At 67.3% G+C, this 14,661-nt stretch carries 13 protein-coding genes; 7 read left to right on the forward strand and 6 right to left on the reverse strand.

Annotated elements, in window-relative coordinates; all coding sequences use genetic code 11:
- Positions 1-70: 70 nt before the first annotated feature.
- Both EHF44_RS21070 and EHF44_RS21075 read right to left on the reverse strand, forming a co-directional pair.
- On the reverse strand, positions 71-718 hold the full coding sequence (locus EHF44_RS21070; protein ID WP_124685651.1) for a carbonic anhydrase: 648 nt from the start codon (positions 716-718) through the stop codon (positions 71-73).
- Between the two features lie 135 nt (positions 719-853).
- Positions 854-2,176: an MFS transporter gene (locus EHF44_RS21075; RefSeq protein ID WP_124685652.1), complete on the reverse strand. Its 1,323-nt coding sequence runs from the start codon at positions 2,174-2,176 to the stop codon at positions 854-856.
- 147 nt (positions 2,177-2,323) lie between these two features.
- Between EHF44_RS21075 and cyoA the strand changes: the two genes are divergently transcribed.
- From cyoA to cyoD, 4 genes are all read left to right on the forward strand, one after another.
- Positions 2,324-3,382, forward strand: coding sequence for a ubiquinol oxidase subunit II (cyoA, locus tag EHF44_RS21080; RefSeq protein ID WP_124685653.1), 1,059 nt, complete (start codon positions 2,324-2,326; stop codon positions 3,380-3,382).
- 112 nt (positions 3,383-3,494) lie between these two features.
- Positions 3,495-5,498, forward strand: a complete 2,004-nt coding sequence (gene cyoB, locus EHF44_RS21085; protein ID WP_124685654.1) for a cytochrome o ubiquinol oxidase subunit I — start codon at positions 3,495-3,497, stop codon at positions 5,496-5,498.
- Positions 5,491-6,147, forward strand: a complete 657-nt coding sequence (cyoC, locus tag EHF44_RS21090; protein ID WP_124685655.1) for a cytochrome o ubiquinol oxidase subunit III — start codon at positions 5,491-5,493, stop codon at positions 6,145-6,147. Before cyoB ends, cyoC begins: the two co-directional genes overlap by 8 nt.
- Complete coding sequence (gene cyoD, locus EHF44_RS21095; protein WP_124685656.1) at positions 6,144-6,578, forward strand: cytochrome o ubiquinol oxidase subunit IV; 435 nt, start codon at positions 6,144-6,146, stop codon at positions 6,576-6,578. The genes cyoC and cyoD overlap by 4 nt, the downstream gene beginning before the upstream one ends.
- A 9-nt stretch (positions 6,579-6,587) precedes the next feature.
- On the opposite strand, the gene EHF44_RS21100 is transcribed toward cyoD, so the two are convergent.
- The 4 genes from EHF44_RS21100 to EHF44_RS21115 form a co-directional block, all read right to left on the reverse strand.
- Positions 6,588-8,129, reverse strand: coding sequence for a methyl-accepting chemotaxis protein (locus EHF44_RS21100; RefSeq protein ID WP_124685657.1), 1,542 nt, complete (start codon positions 8,127-8,129; stop codon positions 6,588-6,590).
- A 212-nt stretch (positions 8,130-8,341) separates the two neighbouring features.
- Entirely contained in the window at positions 8,342-9,613 is a 1,272-nt protein-coding gene (locus EHF44_RS21105; protein WP_124685658.1) for an MFS transporter, read from the reverse strand.
- A 150-nt stretch (positions 9,614-9,763) separates the two neighbouring features.
- The gene (locus EHF44_RS21110) at positions 9,764-10,546 is read right to left on the reverse strand and encodes a CDP-diacylglycerol diphosphatase (RefSeq protein WP_124685659.1); all 783 of its coding nucleotides are present in this window, start codon (positions 10,544-10,546) and stop codon (positions 9,764-9,766) included.
- Positions 10,547-10,568: 22 nt separating this feature from the next.
- On the reverse strand, positions 10,569-10,802 hold the full coding sequence (locus tag EHF44_RS21115; RefSeq protein WP_124685660.1) for a CDP-diacylglycerol pyrophosphatase: 234 nt from the start codon (positions 10,800-10,802) through the stop codon (positions 10,569-10,571).
- Between the two features lie 208 nt (positions 10,803-11,010).
- Between EHF44_RS21115 and EHF44_RS21120 the strand changes: the two genes are divergently transcribed.
- The 3 genes from EHF44_RS21120 to EHF44_RS21130 all read left to right on the forward strand — a co-directional run bounded on the left by EHF44_RS21120 (position 11,011) and on the right by EHF44_RS21130 (position 14,629).
- On the forward strand, positions 11,011-11,715 hold the full coding sequence (locus EHF44_RS21120; protein WP_124685661.1) for a DUF899 family protein: 705 nt from the start codon (positions 11,011-11,013) through the stop codon (positions 11,713-11,715).
- A 194-nt stretch (positions 11,716-11,909) separates the two neighbouring features.
- Entirely contained in the window at positions 11,910-12,959 is a 1,050-nt protein-coding gene (locus EHF44_RS21125; protein WP_124685662.1) for a phytoene/squalene synthase family protein, read from the forward strand.
- Between the two features lie 140 nt (positions 12,960-13,099).
- The gene (locus tag EHF44_RS21130) at positions 13,100-14,629 is read left to right on the forward strand and encodes an amino acid permease (protein ID WP_124685663.1); all 1,530 of its coding nucleotides are present in this window, start codon (positions 13,100-13,102) and stop codon (positions 14,627-14,629) included.
- The last annotated feature ends 32 nt before the right edge of the window (positions 14,630-14,661 follow it).

Below are 14,661 nucleotides of genomic sequence, written 5' to 3' on the forward strand. Positions count from 1 at the left end.
GGCAAATCCGGCCGATGGTGCACCATGTACGGTTTGTTTCACTTTCCGCCGGACCTGCCGCGCGGCGCGCTCAGGGGGCCATGTCCGTGGCGGTGACCGCCGGAAAATCGGCCAGCGGCACGAACTGGCCGGTCTTGCCGTCCAGCGCGTCGATGGCGCCGGTGCCGATGTCGTAGAACCAGCCGTGCAGTTCGATCTGGCGCGCGGCCAGCGCCTGGGCCACGCACGGGTGGGTGCGCAGGTGTGCAAGCTGCTCGATCACGTTCTGGCGGACCATGTCGTCCACGCGCTCGCGGTCCGACGCATGCGGCCGCGCCAGGCTCACGCGCCGGGCGCCGGCGGCATGTTCCAGCCACTGCGCCACCGACGGCATGTGGTCCAGGCACTGGCACATGGCCACCGCCGTCATCGCGCCGCAGTTGGAGTGGCCGCAGATCACGATGTCGCGCACCTTGAGCCCGGCCACCGCATATTCGACGCTGGCCGACACGCCGCCGGGCTGCACCGCGTAGGCCGGCACGATGTTGCCGGCGTTGCGGATCACGAACAGCTTGCCGGGCTCGCTCTGCGTCAACAGCGCCGGCTCAACGCGGCTGTCCGAGCACGCGATGAACAGCGTGGTGGGGCTTTGCTGCGTGGCCAGTTCCTGGAACAGCGCGGACCGCTTGGGGAATTCCTCGCGCTGGAACTTCAGAATGCCCTGGATCAGGTCTTTCACGGTATCTCCCAATTCGAACCGTGAGCATGTCGAAGCCCGCGCCAATAGTCAAAGGGGCGGCCGGGCGCCCCAATGCAAAGGCGCGCGCCGCATTGCTGCGGCACGCGCCTGGCCAGGGTCCGAACGGTGGCCGGTTCAGTCGTTGTCGGGCGTGCCCAGTGCGCGGTTGATCCGCAGCGCGATCAGCGTGGCCACCACGCCGGAGAGCAGGTACAGGCTCACCGCGGCCAGCCCGAACAGCGACGACAGCCCCAGCGCCACCAGCGGCGCGAACGCGGCGCCGAACAGCCAGCCGAAGTCCGTGGTCAGCGCGGCACCCGTGTACCGGAACTTGGTGTCGAAGTTCGACGTCACCACGCCGGCCGCCTGCCCGTAGGACAGGCCGAGCAGCCCGAATCCCACCAGGATGAAGATGTCCTGCCCGGTCGCCCCGCCATCGAGCAGCCACGGCGCGGCCAGGCTGAACAGGCCGATCAGCACCGCCATCGTCGCCAGCGTGGTGCGGCGGCCGATACGGTCGGCCAGCCAGCCGGAGATCAGCGTGCCGATGAACGCGATGCCGGCGCCGACGATCTGCACGGCCAGCACGTCGCTGATCGCCTGCGTCTTGTGCAGGCTCACCCACGACAGCGGAAACACGGTCACGAGGTGGAACAGCGCATAGCTGGCCAGCGACGCAAACGCGCCCAGGAAGATGTTGAAGCCCTGCGCGTTCACCATCTGCAGCGTGCTGATCGGCTCCAGTTCGTCCTCTTCCAGCAGCCGCGTGTATTCGTGCGTCACCACCAGCCGCAGCCGCGCGAACAGCGCCACCACGTTGATCGCGAACGCCACGAAGAACGGATAGCGCCAGCCCCAGTCGATGAACTCGGCCGGCGTCAGGCTCACGCTCAGAAACAGGAACAGCGCGCCGGCGACGATGAAGCCGGTCGGGGCGCCCAGCTGGCCCACCATCGCGTACCAGCCGCGCTTGTTCTCCGGCGCGTTCAGGGCCAGCAGCGACGGCAGCCCGTCCCACGACCCGCCGAACGCAATGCCCTGCAGGAAGCGGAACAGCGACAGCAGGTAGATGGCCGCGCTGCCGATGGAGGCGTAGGACGGCAGGAACGCGATGCCCACCGTGGCCGTGCCCAGCAGGAACAGCGACGCCGTGAGCTTGGTGCCGCGCCCCCAGCGGCGCTGCACGCGCATGAACAGGGCCGTTCCAAACGGGCGTCCGATAAACGCGAACGAGAAGATCGCGAAGCTGAATAGCAATCCCGCCAATTCGCTTGCGAACGGGAAGTAGACCGACGGAAAGACCAGCACCGACGCGATGCCGTAGACGAAGAAATCGAAGTACTCGGAAGCGCGGCCAATCACCACGCCAGTGGCGATTTCGGCAGGTGCCACCTCATGGTGGCCGGGCGCCGGAGGTGCAGTCGGCGACGCGCGATGCTGGTGAGTCAGACTTGCCATCTGAAAGTCTCCATCGAGTGCGGAAGGAATGTCGTACTGCACTTAAAGTCCCGCAGTCACAAGAATAGCGCCTAAACTGCCATTGGAAATCAGAAGATTGCTACGGCAGTCCGAGATCGACGTGAATCAAACGCCACTTCCAAGACCATGCCACGCTCCGAAGCTGTAGTGCCGAAGTTAAGTGTGACGGGAAAATTACTTGCGAGAAGTGCCGCAATCGCCCTACTGCTGGCGCTTGCGGGATGCAGCAACGCGGTCCTGCTGTCGCCCCAGGGCGACATGGCCGTCCGGCAGCGCGACCTGATCATCATCGCCACCTGCCTGATGCTGCTGATCATCGTGCCGGTCATATGCCTCACGCTGCTCTTTGCGTGGCGTTACCGCGAGAAGGGCGACGCGCCGTACAACCCCGAGTGGGACCACTCCACGGTGCTGGAACTGGCCATCTGGGCCGCCCCGCTGCTGATCATCATCGCGCTGGGCGCGGTCACCTGGGTCAGCACCCACCAGCTCGACCCCTACCGCCCGCTGACCCGCATCGACGAAGGACGCCCCGTGCCGGCCGACGTCAAGCCGCTGACCGTGGAAGTGGTGGCGATGGACTGGAAATGGCTGTTCCTCTACCCCGAACAGGGGATCGCGACCGTCAACGAACTGGCCGCGCCGGTGGATCGCCCGATTGCCTTCAAGATCACCGCCACGTCGGTCATGAACACGTTCTTCGTGCCGTCGCTGGCCGGCATGGTCTACGCGATGCCCGGCATGGAGACCAAGCTCCACGCCGTGATCAATAAGGCCGGCGTCTACGAGGGGCTGTCCGCCAACTACAGCGGGGCCGGCTTCTCGCACATGACGTTCAAGTTCCACGGCCTGGCCGACGCCGATTTCGACCGCTGGGTGGCGCAGGCCAAGGCGTCTGGCACGCAGTTGTCGAAGGACGCCTACCTGAAGCTGGCCCAGCCCAGCGAGCGCGAGCCCGTGCAGCGCTACGCCAGCGTGGCGCCCGACCTTTATCACCTGATCCTGAACCGCTGTGTAGACGGCGGCGCCTGCCTGGCGGACACCATGGCCCAGAACCGGAATCCCGGCCGGCTGAGGTTCGATCCGTCATCGGCCATCTGCACCGCGAGCAACACCCCGGCCGCCGCGCCGGCGTTCGCGCCAGATACCGCGTCGTCCGGCGAGGGCAACCGGCTGTTGCGCTGATGCGCGGCGCCCGCATTGCCGCCCCCGCCCGTACTGCCGGCAGGACAACCCCGTTTCAACATTCGCCGTCTCCATCGGCCCTCGCGGGCCGGTACCGGCCCAGGTGACAACCATGCCCGAGCGTTCCGAACTCGCCAATACGATCTTTGGCCGCCTGACCTGGGAGGCCATCCCGCTGCACGAGCCGATCCTGATCGGCACCTTCGCCGTCGTGGTGCTGGGCGGCCTGGCCCTGGTGGCGCTGCTGACCTACTACCGCGTCTGGGGGTACCTGTGGCGCGAGTGGTTCACCAGCATCGACCACAAGAAGATCGGCATCATGTACATGGTGCTGGGCATCGTCATGCTGCTGCGCGGCTTTGCCGACGCGATCATGATGCGGATCCAGCAAGCCATCGCCTTTGGCGACAACCTGGGCTACCTGCCGCCGCACCACTACGACCAGATCTTCACGGCGCACGGCGTGATCATGATCTTCTTCGTGGCGATGCCGCTGGTCACGGGGCTGATGAACTTCGTGGTGCCGCTGCAGATTGGCGCGCGCGACGTGGCGTTCCCGTTCCTCAACAACTTCAGCTTCTGGATGACCACGGGCGGCGCCATCCTGGTGATGATGTCGCTGTTCGTCGGTGAATTTGCGCGCACGGGCTGGCTGGCCTATCCACCGCTGTCGGGCATCCTGCACAGTCCGGACGTGGGCGTCGACTACTACATATGGGCGCTGCAGGTGGCGGGCGTGGGGACGTTGCTATCGGGGATCAACCTGCTGGTGACGATCGTCAAGATGCGCGCGCCGGGCATGACGCTGATGCGCATGCCGATCTTCACGTGGACGTCGCTGTGCACCAACGTGCTGATCATCGCCGCGTTCCCGGTGCTGACGGCCGCGCTGGCGCTGCTGTCGCTGGACCGCTACGTCGGCACCAACTTCTTCACGGCCGACCAGGGCGGCAGCGCCATGCTGTACGTGAACCTGATCTGGATCTGGGGCCACCCCGAGGTCTACATCCTGGTGCTGCCCGTGTTCGGCATCTTCTCGGAGGTCACCGCCACGTTCTGCCGCAAGCGCCTGTTCGGCTACGCGTCGATGGTCTACGCCACGGTGGTGATTACCGTGCTGTCGTACCTGGTGTGGCTGCACCACTTCTTCACCATGGGATCCGGCGCCAGCGTGAACTCGTTCTTCGGGATCACGACGATGATCATCTCGATCCCGACCGGGGCCAAGATCTTCAACTGGCTGTTCACGATGTACCACGGCAAGATCAAGTTCGAGGCGCCGATGCTGTGGACGGTGGGCTTCATGGTCACCTTCGTGATCGGCGGCATGACCGGGGTGCTGCTGGCGGTGCCGCCGGCGGACTTCGTGCTGCACAACAGCCTGTTCCTGATCGCCCACTTCCACAACGTGATCATCGGCGGCGTGCTGTTCGGGCTAATGGCCGGCATCTACTACTGGTTCCCCAAGGCGTTCGGCTACCGGCTGGTGGCGTCGTGGGGCAAGGCGTCGTTCTGGTTCTGGCTGGTCGGCTTCTACTTTGCGTTCATGCCGCTGTACTGGCTGGGCATGCTCGGCGTCACGCGCCGCGTGAACCATTTCGACGACCCGACGCTGCAGCCCTGGTTTGTCACCGCCGCGTTCGGCGCGTTCCTGATCGCGTGCGGCATTGCCTGCTTCATCATCCAGCTGGTAGTCAGCTTCCGGCGCCGCGAGGAACTGCGCGACACCACGGGCGACCCCTGGAACGGCCGCACGCTGGAATGGTCCACGTCGTCGCCGCCGCCGCAGTACAACTTCGCGTTCACGCCGGTGGTGCACGACACCGACGCCTGGTGGCAGATGAAGCAGCACGGCTATGTGCGGCCGCTGGAGGGCTTCATCCCGATCCACATGCCCAAGAACACGGCGGCCGGCATCGTGCTGGCGGGGCTGTCCACGCTGATGGGCTTCGCGCTGATCTGGCACATCTGGTGGCTGGTGATCGCGTCGTTCGCGGCCACGGTCATCGCGGCAATCATCCATACCTTCAACTACAAGCGCGACTACTACATCCCGACCGAGGACGTGGTCCGGACGGAGGCGGCGCGCACCCAACTGATGGCAGGCCATGGCTGATACCACCCTCCCCCTCCATGTGAACGACACCGCCGCGGCAGACGACGTGCCGCCCGGCGGCTACCAGTTCTACCTGACCGAGGAGCATCACCCCCAGAACGGCACGCTGCTGGGGTTCTGGCTCTACCTGATGAGCGACTGCCTGATCTTCGCGTGCCTGTTCGCCGCCTACGGCGTGCTGGGCCGCGAGTACGCGGGCGGCCCCACCGGCGCGGAGCTGTTCGAGCTGCCGCTGGTGGCGCTGAACACGTCGTTCCTGTTGCTGTCGTCGATCACGTACGGCTTTGCGATGCTCCAGCTCCAGCAGAACCGCGTGGCCGGCACGCAGATCTGGCTGGCCATCACCGGCGTGTTCGGCGCGGCCTTCCTGGCCGTGGAGCTTTATGAATTCGCGCACCTGATCCACGAGGGCGCCGGCCCCACGCGCAGCGCGTTCCTGACGTCGTTCTTCGCGCTGGTCGGCACGCACGGGCTGCACGTGACGTTCGGCATGGTGTGGCTGATCGTGCTGATGGTGCAGGTGGGCCGGCACGGCCTGATCACGGCCAACAAGCGGCGGCTGATGTGCCTGTCGATGTTCTGGCACTTCCTGGACGTCGTCTGGATCGGCGTCTTTACGTTCGTCTACCTGATGGGGACCCTGCCATGAGCGCACAAGACCATGCCCTGGACGGGCACGGCCACGACGGCCACGGCCATCATGACGAGGACATCGGGCCGCACGCCACGCTGGGCGGCTACCTGACCGGCTTCGTGCTGTCGGTGTTCCTGACAGCCATACCGTTCTGGCTCGTGATGGGCGAGGTGTTCGAGAAGTCGTCGACCACGGCGATCGTGATCCTGCTGATCGGCGCGGTGCAGATCGTCGTCCATATGATCTTCTTCCTGCATATGAACGCGAAGTCGGAAGGCGGCTGGAACATGCTGTCGCTGATGTTCACGCTCACGCTGGTGGTCATCACCCTCACGGGGTCGCTCTGGGTGATGTTCCACCTGAACAGCAACATGATGCCGTCGATGCAGCACAAGGCACCGGCCGGCGAGACGGGCGGCAAGATCGTGCCGCCCAAGACCCAGTAGCAGCGGCGCTCAGGCGGCCAGGCGGAACGTCGCCACGGCCTCCTTGAGCCGCTGGGCCTGCTCTTCCAGCGAACCCGCGGCCGCCGCGGCCTGTTCCACCAGCGCGGCGTTCTGCTGCGTCACGGTGTCCATCTGCGTCACCGCCTGGTTCACCTGCTCGATGCCGGCGCTCTGCTCGGCCGACGCCGCGCTGATCTCGCCCATGATGTCGGTCACGCGCTTCACCGCGCTGACGATTTCCTCCATGGTCTGGCCGGCCTGCGCCACGAGTTGCGAGCCGCGCTCGACGCGATCCGCCGAATCCCCGATCAGCGACTTGATTTCCTTGGCCGCCGTGGCGCTGCGCTGCGCCAGGCTGCGCACCTCGCCCGCCACCACCGCGAAGCCGCGGCCCTGCTCGCCGGCCCGGGCCGCTTCCACCGCCGCGTTCAGCGCCAGGATGTTGGTCTGGAACGCGATGCCCTCGATCACCGAGATGATGTCGACGACCTTGCGCGACGACGTGTTGATCTCGTCCATCGTGTTGACGACCTGCCCCACCACCTCGCCGCCCTGGGTGGCCACCTCGGACGCGTTCACGGCCAGCGCGCTGGCCTGCTTGGCGCTGTCGGCGTTCTGGCGGACGATGCTGGTCAGTTCCTCCATGCTCGACGCCGTTTCCTGCAGCGACGACGCCTGTTCCTCGGTGCGCTGCGACAGGTCGGTATTGCCGGCCGCGATCTGGCTGGTGCCCGTGGCGATGGCCTCGGTGCCATTGCGCACCTCACGCACGATGCCCAGGATGTTGTCGTTCATCTCGCGCAGCGCTTCCAGCAACTGGCCGGTCTCGTCGGTGCTGTCCACCTCGATGCGGCTGCTCAGGTCGCCGGCGGCCACGGTGCGGGCAAAGCCCACGGCGCGGTGCAGCGGGCGCGTGATGCCGATGGTCAGCCACCACGCAAACGCCACGCCGATGGCCAGCGCGATCACGCCCAGGGCGATCAGGCCGTTGCGCGCGCTTTCGTAGATGCCGTTGATCTCCAGCGCGGTGGCGTCGATGGCCGCGCGCTGGATGTCCAGCAGCTTCTGGATTTCGCCCAGGTAGGCGTCGCCGGCGGGCACGAACTCGGTATCCAGCACCTTGTTGGCCTCGTCGGTCAGGCCCTCGGCCTTGAGCTTGGTGATCTTGTCGCGCGATTCGTTGTACGGGTTGCGCACCACCAGGATGCGCTGGAACGCGGCCTTTTCGGCATCGGACGTCAGCATCGGCTGCATCTTGTCGCGCAGCGCCGCGATGGCATCGGTCGAATACTTCGTCTCCTTGGCAAAGAAGGCGCCCAGCGTGGGGTCGCTGCTGCGGGCCACGGCCGTGGTACGGCGCACGCTGGCATACATCAGCCGGTACCAGTCGCTGACCACGCGTTCCTTGGCCAGCGGCTCCTGCATCATCGCGTGCGTGCGGCCCGCAACCTCCTGCAGGCGCAGCACGCCCACGACGGTCATGAGCAGCGACAACACCAGCACCACGCCAAAGCCAATGCCAAGGCGCACACCAATACCAAGATTCTTCATGTCTTCTACCTGATCGATTGGGTTCGTGGCCGCCGGAAGACCGCGCGCTGCGCGTCCGGCCGCTCCGCCTGCGTCCCCGCACATCTCCATGTACGCAAGAACAGACATTGGAAGACCTAACGGACGAGCGGAGCGGAACTTGAGCGAAAACTCAGGGAAAACGCGAATTGCGGCGGCAGCGCCGCGCTGAAAGCTTTTTGTAAAGTTGGCGGCTAGCGCGACGCCTGGCCGGCCCGCGTGGGGCTGAACCAGTACGGCAGCAGCGACAGCGCCACCACGGCCACGGCGGACAGGAAGATCGCCGAATAGGTATGGGCGACGGGCCAGTCGCGCAGGTGCCCGGCGTTGGCGATCAGCCCGAAGCCCCATGACGTCAGCGCCGAGCCCAGGAACACGAACGTGTTCAGCAGCCCCAGGCCGCGCCCGCGCTTGGCCGGCGGAATCAGCGCGCGGCCCTGCGCCATGACCAGCGGATGCAGCATGCCGATGGTCGACAGCAGCGCCATCATGCCCACGCCCTGCACCACGCCGGCATCGGGCCACGCCGCCAGCACGATGCCGCCCGCCATCGACAGGCCGGCCCAGCCGCCGATGGTCGCCTTGATCGTGCTGCGCCGGACCAGCACCGGCAGCAGGAACGCCGTGGCAAAGCCGGCCAGGCTCAGCAGCGTCAGCGCCACGCCGCGCGGGCCCGCCTGCAGGCCGAACACGTCGGCCAGGTACGGCCCGCTCCACGCGTTGCGAAAGCCCGTGCCGGCGGCCATCGCCACGCACAGCGGAATCAGCGTCCAGAGCGGCCACATGCCGAGCAGCCGCGCGCTCTCGGCCAGCATCGCGCCCATCGGCGCCTGGCGCGCCTGCGCATGCCCGCCATCGCGCACATGGCGCCACACGCCCCAGCACGCGCCCACCATGCACAGCGCCGAGATCGCCAGCGCGGGCCGCCAGCCGAAATGCTGCGAGAACCAGCCCAGCGGCGCCGTGGCGCAGAGCGCGCCAATCATGCCCATGGCGTTCGACCGGCTCACCACGCGCATGTACTGGCGCTCGGACAATTGCTCCGAAGCGTAGTGCAGCAGCCCCATGAAAACCGGCGCGCAGGCCAGCCCGAGCCCCATCTGCGCCACCATCGCCAGCGCCCCGCTGGGAGCCAGCACGAAGCCGATGGCCGATGCCGCGCCCACGCCGAGCAGCCACGCCGTGGGCCGGCCCACGCCGTAGCGGTCGAACGCGATGCCCACCGGGATCTGCGCCACCGCGAACGCCAGGAAGAAGCACGACGACAGCGCGCCAAACCCGGCCGGCGACAGCCCGAAATCGTGCTGCAGCTCGGGCGCGATCACGGCCAGGCAGCTCCGGTAGAACTGGCTCAGGATAAAGGCGAACGTCAGCAGCGCAATGCCGCGCGCGGCCGTGCTGTCGTCAATGGCGGGGGAAGGATGGGGGCGCCGGTCTGCTGCCGGTTCTGCTGCCGGGGTATTCATCGATGCGCGTCGTGGAGGGCTTGCCGCCCGTGTTTCGCGTCGATTCTACGCGGGCCGCGCGCCCGTGCCGTGCCTGCGCGCGCGTGGCGGCAATTAAACCGGTCGATCACCGCGCAGCCGGCGCCGGGTTCCGCCTGGCGAAACCCAGGGCTAGCGGTCGGTCGGGTCCGCCCGGCCCAGCTTGCAGCCCCGGTCCAGGAAGTCGCTCGCATGGCCGTTGCTGCCGCGCGCCTTGTCCACGGGCTCGTCGACCACCACAAACCCGGCCGGCCCGGCCGCGGGCTTCACATAGGCCACGAACACGCCCCGGTCGGCAATGGTGCCGTCGGCGGCCTTGCCCAGCACGTCCTGCCGCACCAGCGAGAACGGGTTGACCGGCAGCGCCGCCGGCTCGGCCGGCACCAGCATCGCGCGCATCGGCTTGCCGTTGAAGCTCAGGTCCTGCCACTGCGTGCCGATATTGCCGTTGAGCAGGAATTCGCGCGCGCGGTCGCTGATGCAGTCCAGGTGGATATGGAGCTGGTCCTGGCTGCGCGACGTGCGCGCGTTGATCGCCAGCCCCAGCAGCGTGTCCGGCAGCGGTCGCCCCACCGCCTTGCCGACGATGTCGCGCGCCTGCCAGCCGAACGACCACGCGTTGCGCGGGCCGTCCTGCCAGACGCGCGGGTCATCCACGCCGGCCATTGCGTGGTCGGGAATCACCAGGTAGTGCGACGCGCCGATCATGTCCTTGTAGAGCACAAAGCCCTGCGCGCGGTCCACGATCACGCAGTCGGCATGGGCCGGGCTGGGCGGCACCAGGCAGCGCTGCTGCACGTTCTTCCACAGCGAATCGCGCGAAAAGCCGCCGACCAGGCGTTCGAGCAGGCCGGCATCGGCAAAGGCGGGCCCCGACGCGGCAAGCGCGAGGGCGTACAGCAGCCATCGTTTCATGGAAGCAGGCGGGTGGGGTAGCTCAGCGGGCGGTGCGTCCGCCGTAGTACGTGCCGTTGCGGGGATTCGACACCATGTAGTGGTGGTTGCGGGCCCAGCGCTGGGCCGCCAGAAAGGCGTCGGGTTCACGCTGACTCCATGCACTGACCATCAGCGGCGAAGCATCTTCCTCGGTATTGAGGTAGACCGCCGCACGATGCAGTGGGCCCCGGTCAAGGGATCCGGGAATCGTCGTGGTTCGAATCGTCACGCGCATCAGATCATGTCTTGAAGCCCAGATGCTACAGATTATGCATATCCCGGGATGACATGGGAATGACCGCGCGCGGCCCGGGGTGCGTATGTGGACAGTTCCTTGCCTATGCTGGTCAGACGGCCGCGCCGGCCCGGGCTTTCCGGGCGGATGCGGGTGTTCCCTATCGTGGCGCGCACGCCACGAAAACCCTGGTTGAGGAGGCAAGACGATGACGCAATCGTCCACATTGACCCCGGCCCGTGCCCTGGCCGACACCAACCGCGTGCATTTTCCGAACGAGAGCGATGCGTACCGGCAGGCGCGCAACGCGCTGCTGGCCGAGGAAATCGAGCTGCGCCGCCACATCGAGCGCGTGGCCGCCATGCGCCGCGCGCTGCCGCCCGGCGGAGAAGTGACGAAGACCTATCGTTTCACGGGCGAGAACGGCCCCGTCACGCTGGCCGACCTGTTCGGCGACAAGGACACGCTGGTGGTCTACAGCTACATGTTCGGGCCGCAGCGCGAGAAACCGTGCCCGATGTGCACGTCGCTGATGGCGTCGTGGGAAGGCAAGGTGCCCGACATCGAGCAGCGCGTGGCGCTGGCGATGGTGGCGCGCTCGCCCATCGACCGCCTGAAGGCCGCCAAGGCCGCGCGTGGCTGGACGCAACTGAAGGTCTACGCCGACACCGACGGCGATTTCACGCGCGACTACGTCAGCGCCGAGGACGCCGACATGCCGGCCTACACGGTCTTCACCCGGCGCGACGGCAAGCTGCGGCATTTCTACAGCGTGGAAATGAGCAGCGAGATGGCCGACCCCGGCGAGGACCCCCGCAGCGCGCCCGACCCCGACCCGCTCTGGACCCTGCTGGACACGACACCCGAGGGCCGCGGCAACTGGTACCCGAAGCTGGAGTACGGGCGGGGGTAGGTGGGGGGATGGCTGACCAATAACCTGGGTGGCTTCCCTTTCCCGCCATGCGGGAGAGCGGCCGGGGGTGAGGGCAAGCGGTTCAAACTGCGGCAATCGTCCTTGATCTGCCGGCCCTCACCCTAAGCCCCAACGGCGGTGCAGGATGACGCAATAGGTACAATGCCGCGTCCCATCCGTCTGCCACCTGCGTCATGCCAAACCCCAACCGGGCCTTCCTGCTCGGCCCGTTGCTGAAGGGCGTTTCCCGTTCGTTCTACCTGACCCTGCGCATCCTGCCCGCCGGCATGCGCGACCCCGTGGGGCTGGCCTATCTGCTGGCGCGTGCGGCGGACACCATCGCCGATACGTCGCTGATCCCGCCCGCGCAGCGGCTGGACCTGCTGCTGGCCCTGCGCGCGCGCATCCATGGCGATGACGATGGTGGCGCGCTGGCGCAGCGCCTTGCCGTGGAAGTTGCCGGCCAGCAGACCGATTCGAACGAGAAGCTGCTGCTGGAGTCTGTCGGTCCCGCGCTGGCGGTGCTGGCGCAGCTTTCCGCGGCCGATCGCGCCGCCGTGCAGGGCATCGTCACCACGCTGACCGAAGGCATGGAGTTGGACCTGCGCACCTTCCCCGACGAGCGCTCGGGCCAGGTGGCCGCGCTCGGCACGCTGGCGGAACTGGATCGCTACACCTACCTCGTGGCCGGCTGCGTCGGCGAGTTCTGGACGACGATGACCGACGCCCACCTGCCCGGCACGTTCCGCGCGCCGGTGGGCACGATGCTGGCGCGCGGCGTGCGCTTCGGCAAGGCACTGCAACTGGTGAACGTGCTGCGCGACTGCGGCAAGGACCTGCGCATCGGCCGCTGCTACCTGCCCACGGAGATGCTGGCCCGGCATGGCCTGACCGTGCAGGATCTGCTCGATCCGCAAAGCTCGGCCCAGGCCCGGCCGGTGCTGCACGCGCTGGTGCGGGTTGCGCTCGATCATTTCCGCGACGCGATGGCGTACACGTTCGCGCTGCCGCGCACGGCCGTGCGCCTGCGGCTGGCCTGCCTGTGGCCGATCCTGATCGGGCTGGAGACGCTGGCCCTGCTGGTGGAAAACGATGCATGGCTCGACCCGGCGCGCATCAGCAAGGTCGATCGCCGGCACGTCTATCGCGTGCTCTGGCGCAGCACGGCGCTGGTCATGTCCGATTCTGCCCTGCGCAACTGGATGGACGGCTTCGTCGCGCGCATCGACACAAGGTTGCGCTAAGGCATTAGCGTCCGGCATTTCCCGCCTTTGCGGGCCCGCTGTTTTCTCTTATGATGCCGCCCACCATGCCGGCCGGCGGAGAGGAGACCGCGGGCCGGTAAACCCCGCCCGGCCTCACAAGGGCCGGACGCATGTCTCATATGTCCACTCAATCGCATACAACAGAAGGCGCGCACGCGCCCGGGCTGCGCCGCACGCTGCGCGCGCGCCATCTCACCATGATCGCCATCGGCGGCTCCATCGGTACCGGCCTGTTCGTGGCCTCGGGCGCCACCATCGCCCAGGCCGGCCCGGGCGGCGCGCTGGCCGCCTACATCCTGATCGGCGCGATGGTGTACTTCCTGATGACGAGCCTGGGCGAACTGGCGGCCTACATGCCGGTCTCCGGCTCGTTCGCCACGTACGGCGCGCGCTACGTGGACGAAGGCTTTGGCTTCGCGCTGGGCTGGAACTACTGGTACAACTGGGCGGTGACCATCGCCGTGGAACTGGCCGCCGCGCAGCTTGTGATGCAGTACTGGTTCCCGGACACGCCCGGCGTGCTCTGGAGCGCATTGTTCCTGGGCCTGATGTTCGCGCTCAACGCCATCTCGGTGCGCGGCTTCGGCGAGGCCGAGTACTGGTGCGCGCTGATCAAGGTCGTCACGGTCATCGCGTTCATCGGCATCGGCACGCTGATGATCTTCGGCATCATGCGCGGCGACTTTGCGCACGTGAACGGCCTAGCCAACCTGACCACCGGCGACGCGCCGTTCGTGGGCGGCCTGCCCGCGCTGATCGGCGTGGCGATGATCGCGGGCTTCTCGTTCCAGGGCACCGAGCTGATCGGCGTGGCCGCCGGGGAATCGGCGGACCCGGCCAGGAACATCCCGCGCGCGGTGCGGCAGGTGTTCTGGCGCATCCTGCTGTTCTACGTGCTGGCCATCCTGATCATCGGCATCCTGATCCCGTACACCGATCCGAGCCTGCTCAAGACCGATGTGGAAACCGTGGGCGTCAGCCCGTTCACGCTGGTGTTCCGGCACGCGGGCCTGGCCTTTGCGGCCGGCGTGATGAACGCGGTGATCCTGACCGCCGTGCTGTCGGCGGGCAACTCGGGCATGTATGCGTCCACGCGCATGCTCTACAACCTGGCCACCGAGGGCCGCGCGCCGCGCATCTTCGCCCGGCTCACGCGCAATGGCGTGCCGCTGATGGCGCTGCTGGCCACCACGGCCGTGGGCGCGCTGTGCTTCCTGACGTCGCTGTTCGAAAGCAAGTCGGTGTACCTGTGGCTGCTGAACCTGTCGGGCATGACCGGCTTCATCGCGTGGCTCGGCATCGCCGTGAGCCACTACCGCTTTCGCAAGGGCTTCGTGGCCCAGGGCCTGGACCTGAACCGGCTGCCGTACCGCTCGCCGTTCTTCCCGTACGGGCCGATCTTCGCGTTCGCGCTCTGCATGATCGTGACGCTGGGCCAGAACTACCAGGCGTTCACGTCGGGCAACATCGACTGGGTGGCCGTGGCCGCCACGTACGTCGGCATTCCGATCTTCCTGGCGATCTGGATGGGCTATCGCATCGCGCGCAAGTCGCGCTTCGTGCGGTATGCCGAGATGGAATTCCCCGCGCTGCCCCCGGCCAGCGCCGACGCCTCCGGGCGCGGCCTGGCCCCGGCAGCCGGTGAATAGCAGCAAAGCGGCGCGCCATTCCCGGGCGCGCC

This window comes from Cupriavidus pauculus, from assembly GCF_003854935.1.
Taxonomy (GTDB): domain Bacteria; phylum Pseudomonadota; class Gammaproteobacteria; order Burkholderiales; family Burkholderiaceae; genus Cupriavidus; species Cupriavidus pauculus_C.